Annotated in this window: 17 protein-coding genes; 13 read left to right on the top strand and 4 right to left on the bottom strand. The window is 41.7% G+C overall.

Going from position 1 to position 19,537, the window contains the following annotated elements; genetic code table 11:
• Nucleotides 1-61 precede the first annotated feature (61 nt).
• The 4 genes from E0F88_RS13475 (at nt 62) to E0F88_RS13460 (ending at nt 4,372) form a co-directional block, all read left to right on the top strand.
• On the top strand, nt 62-919 hold the full coding sequence (locus E0F88_RS13475; protein WP_131958777.1) for a type 1 glutamine amidotransferase: 858 nt from the start codon (nt 62-64) through the stop codon (nt 917-919).
• Between the two features lie 36 nt (nt 920-955).
• Nucleotides 956-2,149, top strand: coding sequence for a hypothetical protein (locus E0F88_RS13470; protein ID WP_131958776.1), 1,194 nt, complete (start codon nt 956-958; stop codon nt 2,147-2,149).
• 103 nt (nt 2,150-2,252) lie between these two features.
• Nucleotides 2,253-3,467: an aspartate aminotransferase family protein gene (locus E0F88_RS13465; protein ID WP_131958775.1), complete on the top strand. Its 1,215-nt coding sequence runs from the start codon at nt 2,253-2,255 to the stop codon at nt 3,465-3,467.
• 26 nt (nt 3,468-3,493) lie between these two features.
• On the top strand, nt 3,494-4,372 hold the full coding sequence (locus tag E0F88_RS13460) for an aldose 1-epimerase family protein (RefSeq protein ID WP_131958774.1): 879 nt from the start codon (nt 3,494-3,496) through the stop codon (nt 4,370-4,372).
• Between the two features lie 102 nt (nt 4,373-4,474).
• Here E0F88_RS13460 and trxA read toward each other — a convergent pair whose 3' ends face one another.
• From trxA to E0F88_RS13445, 3 genes are all read right to left on the bottom strand, one after another.
• Nucleotides 4,475-4,807 (bottom strand): thioredoxin, encoded by a 333-nt coding sequence (gene trxA / locus E0F88_RS13455; protein ID WP_131958773.1) that lies wholly within the window; start codon nt 4,805-4,807, stop codon nt 4,475-4,477.
• Between the two features lie 207 nt (nt 4,808-5,014).
• Nucleotides 5,015-8,665 carry a DNA polymerase III subunit alpha gene (gene dnaE / locus E0F88_RS13450; protein WP_131958772.1) on the bottom strand — a complete coding sequence of 1,217 codons (3,651 nt, stop codon included), beginning with the start codon at nt 8,663-8,665 and terminating at the stop codon, nt 5,015-5,017.
• A 72-nt stretch (nt 8,666-8,737) separates the two neighbouring features.
• On the bottom strand, nt 8,738-9,412 hold the full coding sequence (locus E0F88_RS13445) for a DUF2461 domain-containing protein (RefSeq protein WP_131958771.1): 675 nt from the start codon (nt 9,410-9,412) through the stop codon (nt 8,738-8,740).
• A gap of 729 nt (nt 9,413-10,141) precedes the next feature.
• On the opposite strand from E0F88_RS13445, the gene trpS reads away from it, so the two are divergent.
• The 5 genes from trpS to E0F88_RS13415 all read left to right on the top strand — a co-directional run bounded on the left by trpS (nt 10,142) and on the right by E0F88_RS13415 (nt 13,875).
• Entirely contained in the window at nt 10,142-11,119 is a 978-nt protein-coding gene (gene trpS / locus E0F88_RS13435; RefSeq protein ID WP_131958770.1) for a tryptophan--tRNA ligase, read from the top strand.
• A complete protein-coding gene (locus tag E0F88_RS13430; protein WP_131958769.1) occupies nt 11,116-11,691 on the top strand; it encodes a phosphatase PAP2 family protein in 576 nt (191 codons plus the stop codon). Before trpS ends, E0F88_RS13430 begins: the two co-directional genes overlap by 4 nt.
• 37 nt (nt 11,692-11,728) lie before the next feature.
• Nucleotides 11,729-12,676, top strand: a complete 948-nt coding sequence (locus tag E0F88_RS13425) for a ribose-phosphate pyrophosphokinase (RefSeq protein WP_131958768.1) — start codon at nt 11,729-11,731, stop codon at nt 12,674-12,676.
• 30 nt (nt 12,677-12,706) lie between these two features.
• Entirely contained in the window at nt 12,707-13,273 is a 567-nt protein-coding gene (locus E0F88_RS13420; protein WP_131958767.1) for a 50S ribosomal protein L25/general stress protein Ctc, read from the top strand.
• 101 nt (nt 13,274-13,374) lie between these two features.
• Nucleotides 13,375-13,875 carry a DUF421 domain-containing protein gene (locus E0F88_RS13415; RefSeq protein WP_131958766.1) on the top strand — a complete coding sequence of 167 codons (501 nt, stop codon included), beginning with the start codon at nt 13,375-13,377 and terminating at the stop codon, nt 13,873-13,875.
• 16 nt (nt 13,876-13,891) lie between these two features.
• On the opposite strand, the gene E0F88_RS13410 is transcribed toward E0F88_RS13415, so the two are convergent.
• A complete protein-coding gene (locus E0F88_RS13410) occupies nt 13,892-14,824 on the bottom strand; it encodes a 2-hydroxyacid dehydrogenase (RefSeq protein WP_131958765.1) in 933 nt (310 codons plus the stop codon).
• A 96-nt stretch (nt 14,825-14,920) separates the two neighbouring features.
• Between E0F88_RS13410 and pdxA the strand changes: the two genes are divergently transcribed.
• The 4 genes from pdxA to E0F88_RS13390 all read left to right on the top strand — a co-directional run bounded on the left by pdxA (nt 14,921) and on the right by E0F88_RS13390 (nt 19,525).
• Nucleotides 14,921-16,030: a 4-hydroxythreonine-4-phosphate dehydrogenase PdxA gene (pdxA, locus tag E0F88_RS13405; RefSeq protein WP_131958764.1), complete on the top strand. Its 1,110-nt coding sequence runs from the start codon at nt 14,921-14,923 to the stop codon at nt 16,028-16,030.
• A 28-nt stretch (nt 16,031-16,058) separates the two neighbouring features.
• Nucleotides 16,059-16,946, top strand: coding sequence for a YicC/YloC family endoribonuclease (locus E0F88_RS13400; RefSeq protein ID WP_131958763.1), 888 nt, complete (start codon nt 16,059-16,061; stop codon nt 16,944-16,946).
• 5 nt (nt 16,947-16,951) lie between these two features.
• Nucleotides 16,952-17,566 (top strand): DNA-3-methyladenine glycosylase, encoded by a 615-nt coding sequence (locus E0F88_RS13395; RefSeq protein WP_131958762.1) that lies wholly within the window; start codon nt 16,952-16,954, stop codon nt 17,564-17,566.
• A gap of 171 nt (nt 17,567-17,737) precedes the next feature.
• Complete coding sequence (locus E0F88_RS13390) at nt 17,738-19,525, top strand: tetratricopeptide repeat-containing sensor histidine kinase (RefSeq protein ID WP_131958761.1); 1,788 nt, start codon at nt 17,738-17,740, stop codon at nt 19,523-19,525.
• Nucleotides 19,526-19,537 lie beyond the last annotated feature (12 nt).

Genomic DNA, 19,537 nt, shown 5'->3' with positions numbered 1-19,537 from the left:
CGCCATATATTTAATAGGAAAGCTAACTGCCCGACCATCCGCAGCTAAAAGCTAAATAGAAATGAATACTTACAAAAAACCATTCAGAATTGCCATTCTGGATATGTACGACGGTGTTGCTAATGAAGGAATGCGTTGTATCAAAAAGATCATCACCGCATTTGGCGAAAACGAAGCTGTCGATATTGAGTATCAGGTCTTTGATGTCCGCCAGAAATTAGAAACACCAAACCTTGATTTTGATGCTTACATCTCTACCGGTGGCCCGGGCAATCCCATGCCAGCCGGTGAACTTTGGGAGAGAAAATTCTTTTTCTTCTTGGATTCTCTGATGCATTTTAATGCAAACCGGCATAATCGGACAAAAAAACCACTTTTTTTGATCTGCCATTCTTTTCAGATGGCGTCTATCCACTGGCAGCTGGCAGGCGTGAGTAAAAGAAGAAAGACCTCATTTGGTACATTCCCGGTACATAAAACTTCTTTTGGAAGAAAAGATCCTCTGCTAAGTTTGTTAAACGATCCCTTCTGGATTGTTGATTCAAGAGATTATCAGGTAACCCAGCCTAATCAGCATGCACTGGACCAGTTGGGAGCGACGATACTTTGCCTGGAAAAAATACGTCCTCACGTTCAGCTTGAACGTGCAGTAATGGCCATCAGATTTTCAAGCGAAATCGTGGGAACCCAGTTTCATCCCGAAGCCGATGCGGAAGGCATGCTTCGCTATTTTCTTCAGGAAGATAAAAAAACTACAATAATTGCCAATCACGGAGAGGCTAAATACAATGATATGATCACCCATCTTAATGATCCCGAAAAGATTCTGATGACTGAATCCGTTGTAATCCCGACCTTCCTGAAAAATGCACTAAACAAAATTCAGATTGCAGATTCGCAACTGGCCAAAACAGTTTAATTACACTTCACAATTTTGTAACCCGCACGCGGATTTATGCATAAGGAAGCCCGTAAGCAATTTAACTCGACTTTCAGTGAGGAACATTATCAAAATTTTGTTTCCAACATTGCTACCGATTTTCCCGGACAGCTGGATTTTCGTGTAGCGGAAACGCCGGTATTCGTTCCTGCCGGGTTGAAAGAAAGTTTGGTGCAGGCTTGTGATGAAATTATCCGGACACTTTTGTCTCCGGATTTTTCAAAAAACACCGACCGAGCAGTACCTGCGGGCCAAAATGTGCCCAACGAAAACAGTCACACATCATTTTTGGCTATCGACTTTGCCATTTGCAAATCGCCGGAGGGTACACTTTTACCTCAGCTGATTGAATTACAGGGATTTCCTTCCCTGTATGGCTATCAGGCATATTTGTCTGAAACATTTCCCAAGCATTTTGATGTTGCAGACGATTTTAACTATGCGTTGAATAGCTCCTCCTATGAAGATTATGTGCAAAAGCTTCGGAAATTGATCGTTGGAGATCAGGATCCTGAAAATGTGATTTTACTCGAAATTTTTCCTGAGAAACAAAAAACAAGAATCGATTTTGCAGTTACAGAAAAGATGACCGGTGTTAGAGCTGTTTGTTACACCAAACTCATACGTGAAGGACGAGATCTTTTCTATGAAAAAGATGGAAGAAAAATTCAGGTTAAACGCATTTATAATCGTTTGATTTTTGATGATCTGGCCAATTACCCGGATTTGAAAACCAGTTTTAAATTTACCGACGATGTTAATGTAACCTGGGTTGGACATCCGAACTGGTTTTTCAGAATCAGTAAATTCGCTCTCCCGTTTTTAAACAGCAAATACATTCCTGAGACTAGGTTTGTCAGCGACTATCAGGGTAATTTCCCGGCAGATCTTGAAAATTATGTACTCAAACCTCTGTTTTCTTTCGCGGGTAGCGGAGTCAAAATCCATGTTAAGGAGGAAATGCTGGAAGAATTGACTGATCCCGAAAATTACATTCTGCAAAAGAAAGTTGTTTATGAACCTGTTATTCAGGCACCCGACGGTTTGGTTAAATGCGAGGTCAGAATGATGTATGGCTGGCCTGACAATGCTTCCAAACCTGAACTGATGATCGGCCTCAGCAGGCTAAGCCGCGGTGAAATGATTGGGGTCGACTATAACAAAAACTTCACCTGGGTCGGTGGAAGTGCCTGTTACTTTCAGGTATAATCCTGTTAAGAAATATTGAGTTGCGGTTTATAGCACCTTAAAATATAATACTTTAACTAAAATTAAAAAGATATATACTTCATAAAAGTATTGTCCATTTAAAATGCACATTTCTCATCGTCAGCACTTTTTCAATCATCTTGCACAAACATCAGATTATCCGCTTGCCCTGGAAATTGAAAGGGCAGAAGGCGTGTACATGTACGGAACAGACGGAAAGCGTTATCTTGATTTAATTTCAGGAATCGGCGTCAGCAGTGTGGGTCACCGGCACCCGGAAGTACTCAAAGCAATTCATGACCAGCTCGAAAAACACATGCATTTGCTTGTTTACGGAGAGTTTGTGCAGGGCACGCAGGTGCAGCTGGCCAAAGCGCTATCGGATACATTAGACGTTCAAACAAGCTACCCCTCTCCTTTTGGGTTGATTGATAATGTCTATTTTACCAACTCAGGAACAGAAGCCGTTGAAGGCGCTATGAAATTAGCAAAGCGCTATACAGGCAGGTCTGGTTTTATATCCTGTTTCAATGCATATCATGGCGCGACACAGGGGGCTTTAAGCCTATCCGGATCAGAATGGTTTAAAAAGAGCTTCCGGCCATTACTTCCGGGCATTACCAATATTAAACATGGCTTAATAGAGGACCTTGATAAAATTACAGAAAAGACTGCCGCAGTTATCATCGAAATCGTAGGAGCGGAATCAGGTATTCGCATTGCCTCGAATGAATATATAATTGCATTGCGAAAGAGATGTACAGAAACAGGGACCTTGCTCATCCTCGATGAAGTGCAAACCGGCTATGGCAGAACGGGCACGTTCTGGGCGTTTGAACAATATGGTATTTATCCTGACATTGTTTTGAGCGCCAAAGGAATGGGTGGCGGCATGCCGATTGGTGCTTTCATGGCTTCTCAAAAACTGATGGGCGTTTTGAAAACTAATCCGATCCTTGGCCACATCACCACTTTTGGCGGGCATCCGGTGAGCTGCGCTTCTGCACTTGCTGCATTACAAATAACACTAAATGAGGACCTGTCTAGCCAGGCAACTGCAAAAGGTGAGCTCATAAAAACGCTTTTGGTCCATCCCAGGATCAAAGAAGTAAGGGGGAAAGGCCTTATGCTGGCGGCAGAAATGGAATCCTTTGAAAAACTTAAAGAAACAATTGACAAATGTATTGAGCTCGGCGTGGTAACAGACTGGTTTCTGTTTTGCGATAATTCCATGCGCATCGCCCCTCCGCTGACAATAACAGAAGATCAGATACGGGAAGGCTGCGATGTGATTCTCACAGCACTTGATACAATTTAATCCTTGTCTAAACACTACTCGCAATTATGATATATCAACTCGAAAACGATAAGCTTCAAATCGCAATTCAGCAAACCGGCGCTGAACTTTGCAAAATACAGTCGGCCACAACCGGCAGGGAATTCATGTGGGACGCGAATCCGGATGTCTGGGCGAGTTATGCTCCTGTTCTTTTTCCAATCATTGGCGCTGTAAAACATGGCTATGTAAAGCATAATGGCCAGGAATATGCTTTGCCGCGTCATGGTTTTATCCGTAACAATAGTAACCTTACCCTGCTAGAACAGACAAGCAATAGCGTAACGCTTGGTTTAAAATATGACGAAGAGCTATTGAAAATATACCCTTTTCAATTCGAATTTCTGATAACTTACACGTTGAAGGAAAATAAAATTCTGGTAAGCCATAAGGTTATCAATCATGGAAATACACAAATGTTTTTTTCACTTGGAGCGCATCCGGCTTTTAAGTGTCCGCTAAATGAGGGAGAAACCTATGAAGACTATTACCTGGAATTTGAGAAGGTCGAAACCGACTCTACCTGGCTTTTGGAAAGTGACGGACTTGTTGGAAATTTCACAAAACCGCTCTTGCACAACACGAACGTGCTTCACTTAAATGGTCATTTGTTTGATCGTGACGCGCTGATTTTTAAGAATCTGAAATCAAAACAGGTTAGTCTAAGAAGCACCAAATCCGGACAGGTCATTACTTTACACTATGAAGATTTTCCTTACCTTGGCATTTGGGCAAAACCCAATGCACATTTTGTTTGTATAGAACCCTGGCTGGGCATTGCCGATAGTTTCGATTCAGATCAAATCCTGGAAAAAAAAGAAGGAATTCTAGGTCTTGGGGCTGGGAAAACTTTCGTAGCCTCTTACACCATTGAGGTTTTTGAGTAAAAAGTAGTAACAAGGAGTCTGATTTTAAACCGACGTACCGGGTTGATATAAAAAAAGGCTCTGACGAGCCTTTTTTTATATCAACAATTAAAAAGGAACTGATTAAACAGTCGCTTCAATTTGTGCGTTCAATTTATCTTCTAATGTCGACTTTGGAACAACACCAACTACCTTATCAACCAATTGTCCCGATTTGAAGATCATAAGCGTTGGAATACTGCGAATACCAAATTTGGCTGGTATCGAAGAGTTCATATCAACGTCCATTTTACCAATAACTGCTTTCCCTTCGTACTCGCCAGCCAATTGCTCTACAACCGGTCCGATCATTTTACAAGGCCCGCACCATTCGGCCCAGAAATCTACAAGTACAGGTTTATCGCTTTGGATAAGTTCTTCAAAGGTGCTATCGGTAATTTCAAGTGCTTTTCCCATGTCAAAAAAATGTCTAATGTTTTTTATTAATCTGAATGCATAATCAATATATATTCTTAAAAGTTCCGTGCCAATGTCAGTATTCTATGTTTTTGACATTGAAAAAATTGATTCAGACATTCCGCTTTTTTACAGGTTTTTGATTCGTTAACATCCAGGTATTTCTGACTTTAAATCCTTATGATTAAGTAGCTGAAAACATGTTCATTAATTCAAAAAGAATTTGACGCCTTCCATAAGATTTAGACTTTTAAACAATTCATTAGTCGGAGCCACACGATACCCGCGTGACACCATTTCTACTTCTACCCGTGTCTCCGGATCAGTTACCGTCATATTGACAGAGCATGATCCCGGGTTGTTGCTAAGCGTTTCGTTTATTAGAAAAATCATTTGCTCGTTGATGTGATCAAGAGGCAAATTGATTCTTATTTTTTTGCAAAGTTTCTCCCTGATTTCCGTCAGCAACTGAATGTGAAGTATTTTGAATTCAAACTGATCTTCCTGTTTCCAGCGGTTTTGTATCTTTCCTTTGATGTGAAGAAACTGACCAACCTGTAAATAATTCCTGAACCTGACGCAGTCCTCTCCGCCCAGCAACATTTCGATTGATCCTTTATAATCTTCAATTTTAAAGATCATGAACGGACTCCCGTTTTTGGACATCCTTTCAATAGCACTTGTAACGATTCCGCCGATTGAAATTTCTTTTTCAAAGTTTCTTGGCTTTTTCTCACCTTCATTGATTACCATGACCTGATCTGCCGTGCAGGTACAAAAATTATCGAGCTCAATCCGGAACGTATCCAAAGGGTGCCCCGAAATGTAAAAACCTACCACGTCCTGTTCGTACCGCAATCTTTCCAGATCTCCCCAGGGCGCTACATCAGCTGCTTTGGGTTTGGACATCAAACTTTCGTTACCTCCAAATGCACCGAAAAGAGATGACTGCGCCGAAGATTTTTCTGCATGATAATTATTTGCATAGCGAATCAAGCGCTCAATGAAGGTGCCATTATCGCCTGGTTCGATAGCGAAGTACTGAGCACGGTGATATTCGGGAAAACAGTCAAAACCACCCGCATAGGCCAGGCTTTCAATGGTCTTTTTATTAACAGTCCGTAAATTAACCCTGGTTATAAAATCAAAGATATCCTTAAACGGACCACCATTGTTTCGTTCTTCAATGATTGCTTCAACCGCAGCATCTCCGCTTCCTTTTACTCCCGCCAAACCAAACCGGATCTCACTTTTTTTATTGGCATTAAATTGTCTGTCAGATTCATTCACATCAGGCCCTAGTACAACAAGTCCTTGGGCTTTACATTCCTCCATGAAGAATGTAATTTTTTCGATGTTTCCAAGCGAACTTGTTAAAACGGCAGACATGTATTCAGCCGTGTAATGCGCTTTCAGGTAGGCTGTCTGGTAAGCAACAAATGCATAACAGGTTGAGTGAGATTTGTTAAATGCGTAAGATGCAAACGCCTCCCAGTCGGTCCATATTTTCTCAAGTTTTTTGGGATCCAGATTTTTTTCGGCCCCGCCTTTCATGAAATAGCCCTTCATTTTGTTCAGGGTCTCAATCTGCTTTTTACCCATTGCTTTACGCAAAGTATCTGCCTGGCCTTTAGTGAATCCACCCAGTTTCTGAGACAAAAGCATTACCTGTTCCTGGTAAACGGTTATACCGTAAGTATCAGCAAGATACTCTTCCAGTTCCGGCAAATCATAAGTAATTTCCTCCTGTCCGTTTTTCCTACGTATAAAGTTAGGAATGTAAGCAATCGGGCCCGGGCGGTAGAGCGCGTTCATGGCGATCAAGTGCTCAAAACGGTCCGGAATCAGATCACGCATGTGCTTTTTCATCCCGTCGGACTCAAACTGAAAGATCGCATTGGTATCACCGCGTTGAAAAAGTGCGAAAACCTCAGGATCATCCAGCGGAATATCGTCAATAACAATTTCGATATTCTTGTTTTGTTTGATCAAGCGAAGCGCTTCTTTAATGATGGTTAAATTGCGAAGACCTAAAAAGTCCATCTTAATTACACCTGCATCCTCGATGATCTTTCCCTGATACTGGGTGATCAGAAACTCGGATTCCTTTGAAGTGCTTACGGGGATAATCTCAGTTAAGTCACTGGGCGCTATGATGATACCGGCAGCGTGAATTCCTGTATTCCTCACAGTCCCTTCAAGCCTTCTTGCTTCCTGCAAAACACTGGCCTGCAAATCATTACCAGCAATTATACTCCTTAATTTTTTAACATTATCCAGCTCTTCCGGCGCAATTCCTTCTTTTTTGGTGAGACTACCCTCACCTTCAAGAGGCGCGGAAAAAATCCGGCTCAGCGTCATGTTATAAGCCGGCTTATCCGGAACCAGCTTTACAAGCATATTTGCATCAGACAAATGCAGATCCATCACGCGGGCAACGTCTTTGATAGCCGATTTGGCCGCCATTGTACCATAGGTAACAATTTGCGCCACCTGGTTATATCCGTATTTTTTTACCACGTAATCAATCACCTTCTGGCGACCTTCATCGTCAAAGTCCGTGTCTATATCGGGTAGTGAAATCCGGTCAGGATTAAGAAAACGCTCAAAAAGCAGATCGTATTTAATCGGGTCAATGTTGGTAATACCGGTGCAATAAGCAACCACCGATCCCGCTGCCGATCCACGTCCGGGACCGATAAATACTCCCATTTTCCTTCCTGCGTCAATAAAATCTGCAACGATCAGGAAGTACCCGGGAAAACCCATGTTCCGGATTGTTTCCAACTCGAAATTAAGCCGGTCTTCGATAACTGACGTGATCGTTCCGTATTTAAATCTCGCTCCTTCGAAGGAAAGGTGCTTTAAGTATTCCCATTGATTTAACACATCGGCAGTAAGCTCCTTTGTTCCTGACATTTCCGACAAAGTATGCGTCTTAAACTCTTCGGGAATCGGGAAATTGGGAAGCAGAATATCCTTTCTTAAATCAAGGGTCTTTATTTTATCAACAATTTCATTAGTGTTGTCAATCGACTGGGGAAGGTCGTTGAACAACTTGGTCATCTCACTGGTATTCTTAAAATAAAACTGATCATTGAAAAAGGCGAACCGTGATCCTTTCGGGATTCCTTTATCATCGTCAAAATCTTTCGCAGACGGCGTACTTTGTTTATCACCGGTGTTGATACAAAGCAAAATATCATGTGCATTCCAGTCCTCCTGATCTACATAATGCGAATCATTGGAGGCAATGATTTTAACGTTATATTTTTTGGCAAAACGTACCAGCACCTCATTTACGATGTACTGGTCCCGGATTTCATGTCGTTGTAATTCAACATAAAAATCATCTCCAAAAAGATCCAGCCACCATTTAAATTCTTTCTCGGCTTCTTCCTCTCCCTTTCTGATAATCGTTTTTGGAATGATCGCTCCGATACAGCAGGTCGTGGCAATGAGTCCTTTGTGATATTTAACGATCAGCTCCTTATCGATCCTTGGATACTTACCGTACAAACCTTCAATAAAACCCAGCGAGCACATTTTCACCAGGTTCTTGTAGCCTATCTCGTCTTTTGCCAAAAGAAGCTGATGGTGACGGACATCTTTTTTGTCCTTGGTAAACTGACGAATATGCCGGTCTTCTACGACATAAAATTCACAGCCAACGATCGGCTTGATACCCTGTTTATTTCCCTCCGCTACGAATTCAAAAACCCCAAACATATTTCCGTGATCCGTAATGGCCACAGCAGGCATGTTATCTTCTTTTGCCTTTTTAAAAAGCTTCTTGATATCAGCTGCACCATCCAGAAGTGAAAATTGGGTATGGCAATGTAAATGAGAGAATTGCATCAGTATCTTATTTAAAGTTCAGGCTGAAACTTGCTGAATTGTTGTGTCAAATTCGAAAAACAGACGTTTGTGTTAGTCTTGTTCTTCTGTGTGGTTCAGTATATAATTCATATAATCGCAATAAGGTTTCAGCAATTTTATGCCTTTTACAATGTTATTGGCAAAATCCTTCGCCGTCACGTCTTTATCAGAGAAAGGATGTACGAAAAAAAGCTCTTTTCTTTTTAATAGCTCAATTTCAGGATGATCTTTTGCATACCCTTTCGGAGTCGTTTTTAGCACCTCGCCATGTATTACGGGAAAGAATTCCCGGAAACCCTGTTCATGAATAATGGTTTTTAATTCATCTGCATTATAATCAACTTCCTGGCGGTATTTCGCGAGCTGCTCGGGAGAAGGTGCCCACATTCCACCCCCAAGAAACGACTGACCGTTGGGCTGAATGTGCAGATAATAGTCAATTTTACCCGAGCTTCTCCCCCCGGGACCGATTCCTGCACTGAGATTGCTTTTATAAGGGGCTTTATTCTTTGAAAACCTGACATCTCTGTTGATCCTGAAAATACAATCTTTGACCTGTAAGTTACCTAGATCCTGAAATTTACTTACTTCTTTAATAAGCTGACCTACAAGCTTTTCAAGGTCAGATTTGGCTTCGTCATATTTTTTTCTGTTTTCCTGAAACCATTCTCTGTTATTATTTTGAACCAGTGCTTTTAAAAATTCAAGTGTTTTAGTCTGAAGCATGTTTATTGTAAGAATTTATTGTCAGCGAAAAGCCTTTTACCAGATTTGAAACCTGCAAAAGCAAGCTGTGTATCGGCGGCTTCGGCTGATTATTTTCAAATTTACTACGATTTTCTGATTCAATTTAACGAATTTTGGCAATTGGAAGTGCGATTTTTTCTTAAAAACTGATAATCAACTGAAAGTTATGAACGTTCAATTTTTGTCAAAAGAAAATGGTAAGACGACTTCTGTTGTAATACCGATTAATTATTGGGAAGAAATTCAGGAAAACCAGCCAGAGAAAAATTCTTTCAATCCCTCACCCGCTCGGTCAAAGAAATGCACCTAACGCGCAAAGGGAAGTTAGCAGAACCAAAAATTGACGATCTGTTTAATGATTGAAATCACATATACACACGAATTTAAAAGAGAATTAAAAAGGCTTTCAAGAAAGTACTCCTCTCTTACAGATGATGTAAAAGCTTTAACATCTGAATTAGGAGATAACCTTCTGCAGGGAAGTCGCCAGGAGGTAATGTTTTCAAAGATCGCCTGGCGAAAAAAAGTAAAGAAAAAGGCAGAAGTGCCGGAGCCCGGGTCATTACATATTTGTTTTTGTAGGAAGCAAAATTGTATCCTTGCTCATTTACGACAAATCTGAAAAAGCAACTATTACCTCCCAGGAGATTCGTACCCTAATTGACTCGATTACCAACTAATACTATATTTCATTACCTCGTTTATAAAATGGCCAGAATCCTTACAGGCATTCAAAGCAGCGGACGCCCACATTTGGGCAACATTTTGGGAGCAATCCTTCCTGCAATTGAACTTTCAAAAAATCCACAGAATGAATCTTTCTTTTTTATTGCAGACCTTCATTCACTTACAACACTAAAAAACGGAAAAGAGCGCGCAGAGTACGTTCGTGCCATTGCGGCAACCTGGCTTGCATTTGGTTTCGACTACAAAAAAAATGTTTTCTGGAGACAATCCAGGGTTCAGGAACACACCGAACTGGCTTGGTATCTGAACTGTTTTACGCCGTTTCCCATGCTGGCCAATGCCACATCTTTCAAAGAGAAATCAGAAAAACTCGCTGATGTAAATGCGGGTCTGTTTACTTATCCCGTTCTTCAGGCTGCTGATATTTTACTTTACAACGCCAATATTATTCCGGTTGGTAAAGACCAAAAACAACATCTGGAGATGTCCAAAGACATTGCCAGCCGTTTCAATCAGCTCGCCGGTGAAGACATTCTGACATTGCCTGAACCGCAAATTGATGAAAGGATCATGACCATTCCCGGGGTGGATGGCCAGAAGATGAGCAAGTCGTATCACAACTATATCGATATTTTTCTTCCTGAAAATGAATTAAAAAAGGTAACTAAAAAGATTGTTTCCGATTCGACACCTTTGGAAGAACCCAAAGACCCCGATAATGATATTACTTTTAAGCTTTATTCGCTGCTTGCCTCAGCAAGCGAGGTTGAAGCCATGAGGCAGAATTATTTGAACGGCGGTTACGGTTATGGCCATGCCAAACAGGCTTTATTCGAACTAATGCTTGAAAAATTTGCAGAGCCCAGGCGGATTTTCAATTATTATATGGAGAATAATGATGAACTGGAAGGCATTCTTGCAGAAGGCGAGATTAAAGCCCGGGCCGTGGCTCAGCAAACAATTGACAAAGTCAGAAGCGTACTGGGATTCAGCTCATGACCGAAACAATTAACTCACTGGTGCATTTTGATCAGGAACTTTTCCTGCGGCTCAACGGAGCGCATGTTCCCTGGCTGGACAATATTATGTACTGGGTAACCTACAAGTTTACCTGGATACCGATGTATCTGGTCTTGATTTTACTAACTGTGAAAGCCGAAGGCAAAAAGTCCATCGCAATTATTGTTACCGTGCTTGTCGCTGTGATTATAGCCGACAAGATCACTTCCGGGCTGATGAAACCGTATTTTGCCCGTTACAGGCCTTGCCACGAGCCACTGTTAGCTGGGTTGGTTCATGAAGTAAATGGTTGTGGCGGTTCTTTTGGTTTTGCATCTTCCCACGCTTCAACGAGTTTTGCAGTGGCAATGGTTTGGTTTACGCTTCTTAAAGACAAGGTGAAATACATGTGGCTGCTGCTGGTTTGGGCAGCACTGTATTCTTACAGCAGAGTCTATGTAGGAGCACATTATCCGGGTGATATTTTAATTGGAGCGCTGGTCGGAATACTTACAGCTTTGACGTGTATTCGACTTTACTTCATTTTTTTGGTAAAATATTATCGTAATTAATTGATTTTTATTAATTTTGCGCAAATTTTAGTTAGCCATGGGCTCATTTAATACAGTAAAAATATTTTCAGGAAGCCAATCAGAATATCTGGCAAAAGACATTGCCCGCTTTTTTGGTAAGGAACTGGGAGGATACACTTTAAGGAAATTCAGCGACGGAGAATTGTCTCCGAGCTTTGAAGAATCGGTAAGAGGTTGTGATGTTTTTTTAATCCAGTCGACCTTCCCCCCGGCGGACAATCTGCTCGAACTGCTTTTGATGGTTGATGCAGCCCGCCGTGCTTCTGCTCACTATGTGACTGTTGTAATTCCCTATTTCGGATATGCACGCCAGGACAGAAAAGACAAACCGCGTGTTGCCATTGCTGCCAAGGTTGTTGCCAATCTGCTGACCTCGGTAGGTGTTGACCGCCTGATGACTATCGATCTGCATGCAGGACAGATTCAGGGATTTTTTGATTTGCCTGTTGATCACCTGGAAGGAACTTCTATTTTTGTTCCTTACATTCAGTCACTTGGCCTTAAAAATCTTTTAATTGCATCGCCTGACATGGGTGGAGCGGCCAGGGCGCGTAACTTTGCCAAATTCCTGAATGTTGACATGATTCTTTGTGATAAACACAGAAAACGGGCCAACGAAATTGCAAGTATGCAGGTAATCGGGGATGTGGAAGGAATGGATGTGGTCCTGGTAGATGACCTTATTGATACGGGTGGTACGCTTTGCAAAGCAGCAGAACTGATCCTGGGAAAAGGTGCAAATTCAGTTCGCGCGATCAGCACCCATGCAATTATGTCAGGAAAAGCGCACGAAAATATTGCCAATTCTGTTCTTGAGGAATTAATCATTACCGATACAATACCACTTAAGCAACAAAATGAAAAAATCCGCGTATTGTCAGTTGCAGAGATATTTGCAAAAGCAATTGGGCGGATTCGGGATCACGAGTCTATTAGTTCATTATTTATAAATTATCATCAGTAATTTTTTTTAACTTTTTAATTTTTTATTCTTATGAAAACGCATGAGATTGTAGGGTTTAAAAGAGCGAATCTCGGCAAGACGGAAGCCATGGAACTTCGTTCACAGGGTTATGTTCCGTCTGTGCTGTACGGTGGAGCTGAGCAGGTTCATTTTTATGCACCAGCTATGTTGTTCCGTCAGTTGCTTTTCACTCCGGATATTTTTAACGTTACCCTGAATATCGAGGGAACAATTTATAACGCTATTTTGCAGGAAAAACAATTCCACCCTGTTAATGACGCATTAATCCACGCGGATTTCCTGCAGATCATCGACGGCAAGGAAATTAAAGTTGATGTTCCTGTAAAATTAACCGGTACCTCTTCCGGTGTAATGAAAGGTGGTAAAATGAATCAAAAATTGCGTAAATTGCGTGTACAAGGTCTGGCTGAAAATATTCCTGATTTTGTAGATGTTGATGTTACGGAACTTGATTTAGGAAAATCAGTTAAAGTTGGTGCGGTGAATGCACAAAATTTTGTTATATTGACAGCCGCTAGCAACCCGATCGCATCTGTGGAAATCCCACGTGCACTTCGCGGTACACTCGGCAAATAATCAAGTATTTTATTTTTCATGGCTAATAGATGCAAACGTGCCGACCTTTGGTCGGCATTTTTGTTTGTATAGCTTTGTAAAAATTATGCTCTCACAAAATCATGGACAAAATTTTAGGTCTCGACTGGCAGGGCATGCTCATTCCCAGTCAGTCGCTGTTGGAAGTTTTCGTACGCGGAACGGTTACCTACTGGATTATTTATCTGTGTTTTCGTCTTTTCAGGAGAGGCACCGGCCAGCTCAGTATCAGCGACCTCCTATTGATCACGATGATCTCAGATGCCGCACAAAATGCCATGGCAGGTACCTACAATTCCATTTCGGAAGGTGCCGTTCTGATTCTTACTTTGCTATTCTGGGATTATGCTATTGACTGGATGGGCTATAAAAAGATCCTGTTTGGAAAACTTGCCAGGCCTGAGCCCATACTGCTGATCAGAAACGGGCGTATGCTTCAAAAAAATATGGAGAAAGAACTCATTGATGAAGAAGAGCTGCTGGGACTACTGCGCGAAAAAGACGTAGATGATTACAAAAAAGTAAAATCCTGCTATCTTGAATCCACCGGAAACATCAGTGTAATTTTAAAAGACGAAGCATAGAAGCATCCTCCAGCCCTTACGCTCTGTCCCATTCACTGATTTGCCTGACTAAAACTTCATTAATTCGTTGGTAGCTCTCATGGGTCCAGCCGCCAATATGCGGTGTAAGCACAACATTTTCCGACTCGCAGAGGAAGTCAAATGCTTCCTGTTGTTCAGAGGTTAAATTTTTTATTTTTTCATTTTCCAAAACATCCAGACAAGCACCTTTGATCTTGCCGGATTTCAACCCATTTGTGATCGCGTTTAGTTCTGCCGTTTCGCCTCTTGACAGGTTCAGCAGATAAAATGGTTTCGAAACGCTGCTTACAAATTCATCATTGATCAAAAACCGTGTTTCATCCGTAAGTGGAATGTGCAGACTAATAATGTCTGCCTGCTGCATGATTTCTTCCAATGAAGCTGCTGCAGCAAAGCTGTCACCATAACTGTCCCGGTATTTATCATAAGCCAATACCCTGCACCCAAAACCACTCAATCGTTTTGCTGTAGCGCTGCCATTATTTCCATAGCCGATTAAACCGACTGTTTTATTCATAAGCTCTACTCCCCTGTTTCCTTCCCTGTCCCACGTTCCGCTGCGAACCTGCCGGTCTGCTCTGAGAATGTTATTAAATAAGGAAAGCAACATGCCTAACGCATGTTCTGCAACGGCATCGCGGTTTCCTTCTCCTGCATGAAATACTTCAATGCCAAGTTTTTTGGCCACATCAAGATCAATCAGATCCAAACCGGCACCGGCCCTGGCAATAAATTTCAACTCTGTTGCAGCTTCCAGAATTTGGCTGTCGACAAAAGTTTTACTTCTGATTATGAGCCCGTCGTAGCCGGCAATGGTATCGATAATATCCTGACGCTTAATGTCAGGTTGGTAGGTATAAGTCCAACCCCGGCTGTCTAACATATTAAAAAGAGACGAATGCATGGAGTCAGCTATCAGGATTTTCATAGGAGCACAGGAATTTTTGTAACTTGCCGGTCGATTACTTCCGCAAAAGTAATAGAGAAATGCACATTAGGATTGTTATAATATCTATTTAAGTTCATGAGCGATCAGATTAGAGATAAACCCGTCATAGGAATTACGTTAGGCGATTACAACGGTATCGGGCCGGAAGTAATCCTTAAAGCACTAGAAGGAAACCAGTTAGCAAAGTTATGTACACCCATAATTTATGGTTCATTACGAGTGCTAAACCAGTATAGAAATCTCCTGGAAATGAAAGACTGGACCCTTCACGGGATCCACAAAGCAGAGCAGCACAACCCAAAACTGGCCAATGTGATTACCTGCTGGCACGACCACCAGACTGAGATTGAACCCGGAAAGATTACCGCAGAGGCAGGACAGGGCTCACTTGCTTCTCTAAAAAGAGCGGTCGAGGATCTTAAGGCCGGAAAAATCCAGGCCATTGTAACTGGTCCTATTAATAAGGACAATATCCAAAGTGACGACTTCAAATTTCCGGGGCATACCGAATTTTTTGCACAGACTTTCGGAGTTGAAGAAGCGCTGATGTTTATGGTTTCAGGCGATTTGCGTGTGGGCGTGCTTACGGGGCATATACCGCTTGAACAGGTCCGCTCACAGGTTACGGCAGAAAATCTAACTGCTAAAATTGATCAGATCCTTAAATCGTTAAAGGGTGATTTTGGTATCAAAAAACCGAGACTGGCCGTATTGGGATTAAATCCGCATGCGGGTGAAAACGGGTTGTTAGGTTCAGAAGAGATTGATATTATAGCGCCGGTTATTAAAAATTTCAAAGAAAAAGGTCAGCTCGTTGTGGGTCCTTTTCCCGCCGACGGATTTTTCGCAGCAGGAACTTACAAAAAATATGACGCTGTACTAGCGATGTATCACGATCAGGGACTGATTCCTTTTAAAACATTGGCATTTAACGAAGGGGTAAATTTCACGGCAGGACTTTCAGTGGTCAGGACCTCCCCCGATCATGGAACTGCCTACAACATCGCAGGCAAGAACCAGGCATCTGAAGGCTCATTGTTACAGGCCATCTACCTGGCCTGTGATGTGTCCCGATACCGTGTAGACAGTAGTGAAGTCGATAAAAATGCTTTGATATCAAAGCCACAGCAATCCGAAAGCCAGCACCCGGCAAAATCGGGAGGCAAACAAAGATTCAATTCTTAATTTAAATTCTTAATTACAAGACTCTTCCATGTTAAAATCAATGACCGGGTACGGTGTATCCAACATCGAATCCGAATCAATCAATGTAACGGTTGAAATAAAAACACTTAATTCCAAGTTCCTGGACATTTATTGCCGTATCCCAAGAAATTATTCAGAACGTGAAATTGAGATAAGAAATCTGCTGACACAGTCTCTGGAACGTGGTAAGGTTGAATTTACACTAACTGTTCAGCCAATTGGAAAAGCTGTTGCTTCAACGACTGTGAACCGTGCGCTCGTGAAAGCATATTACAACGATCTGGCTCAAACCGCGAGTGACCTGGGATTTTACCCCTTAGAAACCGAGCTTTTCAGAGTTGCTCTTCAGCTTCCTAATGCCTATAACAACGAGTCGGTGGACGAGTCGAGCCGTGAAAACGACTGGGCGCAGATTAAAGTAGCGGTTTTGGAAGCAATCAGAAAGTGTAATGTTTTCCGTGAGCAGGAAGGTAAGATGACCTCAGATAAATTCCATGACTATATTGGAACCGTAAAAACACTTCTGGACAGCGTAACCGAGCAGGACAAACTCCGAATCCCGGCAGTTCGGGAAAGACTTGAAAAACAGGTTAGGGATTTGCTTTCGGACGATAATTTTGACCCTAACCGTTTTGAGCAGGAACTTATCTATTACATTGAAAAATTTGATATTTCAGAAGAAAAAATTCGCCTTGCCAATCACCTTACCTATTTCATGGAAACACTAACCTCTCCGGAAAGCAATGGTAAAAAGCTCAACTTTATCGCTCAGGAGATCGGAAGGGAAATAAATACAATCGGCTCCAAAGCAAATGATGCAACAATACAGCATCAGGTAGTTCAAATGAAGGATGAATTGGAAAAGATTAAGGAGCAGACCATGAACATCATCTAAAACGAATGGGGAAAAATTCACTCCCGCTTTCATTTTACCAATCTTACGACACGCTGACGCTGGCCCAAAAACTGCTGGGCTGCGAGTTGGTTCACGATAGTCCCGATGGTATTACCAGCGGGATTATTGTTGAAACGGAGGCTTACCTGGCCAATGACCCGGCCTGCCATGCCTATAATCGGAGAACTGCGCGTACTGAGCCTATGTATTCGCAAGCAGGGACGATCTACGTTTATTTGATTTACGGTATGTATCAGTGCGTCAACGTGGTCAGTAACGCCGAAGGAATTGGTGAAGCGGTACTAATACGAGCCTTACAGCCTGTTCAGGGTATTGAACTCATGCATCAGCGGCGATCACTGATTGAAACAAAAACAGCTAAAAAAATCAAGGCTGTTACTGTAAAGGAACTTTGCAGAGGACCCGGAAAACTGGTTAAAGCAATGGGAATAGAACGTGATCTGCATAACAATCAGCTACTTGATGAAAGCACGTTATACATCAACAAACCGGAGTTTCTTGATTTTGAAATTGCATCTTCCGTCAGAATAGGGATCAATGTCGGAGTAGCTCTACCCTACCGGTTTATTATTAAGAATAACTTATTTGTGAGTAAATAGAATTAGTTTAATAAGCCGTCAAAAGTTGAATACAATATTAGAATTGCGTTTAGGTTTAAGTATAGATTATTTATCTTTACTTTGTCAAAATAGCTCTCAACGTTGTACCATGATAAATTTAGGATTTTCTCCGAAAGGCTACTTTGCTGATTCGGCCTGGTATAGAGAAATATGATCAACATCTACAAGTTAGGAATACTTCTTTCGTTAACCCTTGTCCTTTCCGGAATTCAATGCTCAAAGTTGAATTCCAAGCTGGATATATCAAAGGACCGTGATCCATTTGTTGAAAAACACCTGGCCGGTTTTGCTCAGGATACCGTTGCAATTCATGCTCATCTGGATTCAGCCAGAATGTTTCTTTACAAAGATGCCTCACTGGTGCTTGGGCATGCCAGGATTGTATTAAAACTGTCACAGAAACATCAATGGGCAAAGGGGAAAATACTGGCATACAACCTGTTGAGTGCGTACTACCTGCTCGACGGAAGTCATGATATTCTTAAAGAGCTTTCCAACGAAACGATTACATTGTCGGAGCGGCTTCATATGCCCTTTTACACGGCTCATGCCAGGAGATTTATGGCTGAAAGCAATTCTGAATACCGCGAATGGGATTCAGCAAAAGCAAATTATCAATATGCGTTAAAGGTTTTTTCTGAGTTAAAAAACGATAGTTCCAGAGCAGTTTGCCTTGAAAATATTGGAAATCTCTACCGAGAAAATAATGACAGTGAAAAGGCTTTTGAAAGTTACGATGAAGCCTACCAAATTTATGGTAAAATGGGCTACAAAAGCGGTCAGGCAACGGTTTTACAAAGTAAGGGATATTATTTTGTCAGAAATGGTGAATACCAGAAGGCAGAAATGCTCTACAATAAAGCTATGCAGCTCTTTAAAAGTGACAAAAATTTTTATGGCGAAATTAATCTGCTCAACGATATCGGTAATGCTTATTACTGTGATAAGAAATACGACCAGGCCATAGAGGCGTGCTCAAAAGCACTTATTTATTCAAAAAAATACCAGTCAACCCAGCAGACGAACTGGGCTCATCAGACGCTTGGCAGGGCATATAAAGAAAAGAATATGCTCGAGAAAGCAATCTACTATAGTGAAAACGCTTATTATGCCCGGCGTAAACTTCACGATGACAATATTTACAGACAGTATACCACCTATCAGCTGATCTATGATAATAAACAAAAGGATTCGGCAATACAGCAACAGATTATTAAAGAACAAAAGCAGGTTCAAAATTTTCTGATTGGGATCATCAGCATGATTATTGCTTTCGCAGCTTTCCTTTGGTACAACAACAGAAAATTAAGAAGAAAGAATACTGAGATAAAAGAGGCAATGATTCAGGGCCAAACCATTGAGCGTAAGCGCGTGGCTGCTGAACTTCACGATCATTTGGGCGGCACGCTTGCTTCATTAAACTGGTATTTGTTTGGTATTGATAAAAAGTCGCTGTCCGAAGAAGAACAAAAAATATACAAAAGCGTCCATCAGATGGTCGGTGCAGCTTACAAAGAAGTACGCAGTTTATCTCACAACCTGATGCCGGCCGAACTGGAAGAATACGGCCTGTTTGTGGCCCTGAGCAGGCTTATCGGGAAGTTAAACGAAAACAAAAAAATCGAATTTGTTTTCAGCGACAACGGACTGGACAAAAGATACGGAAACAAAATTGAATTCGAGCTATACAGTATTGTCCTTGAACTAACCAACAACATAATTAAACATTCAGGCGCAGATCACGCAGAAATAAGCATCACCGAACACGGCAGGAACGTAAAACTTGTCATCACAGATAACGGCAATGGTATTGACAAAACGTCCAGGCAAGGTGTTGGTTTGAATAATGTCCGAAATCGCGTGGCAAGTTTGAACGGCAGGCTGATGATCGCCGAGCAGGAAAAAGGCACGCGAATTGAAATAGAAATACCTAACTGAGAATAGGTTCTT

The organism is Dyadobacter psychrotolerans (assembly GCF_004349265.1).
GTDB lineage: Bacteria > Bacteroidota > Bacteroidia > Cytophagales > Spirosomataceae > Dyadobacter > Dyadobacter psychrotolerans.
The sequence above is the reverse complement of the archived record's forward strand: the minus strand, read 5'-3'. Positions and strand labels throughout refer to the sequence as shown.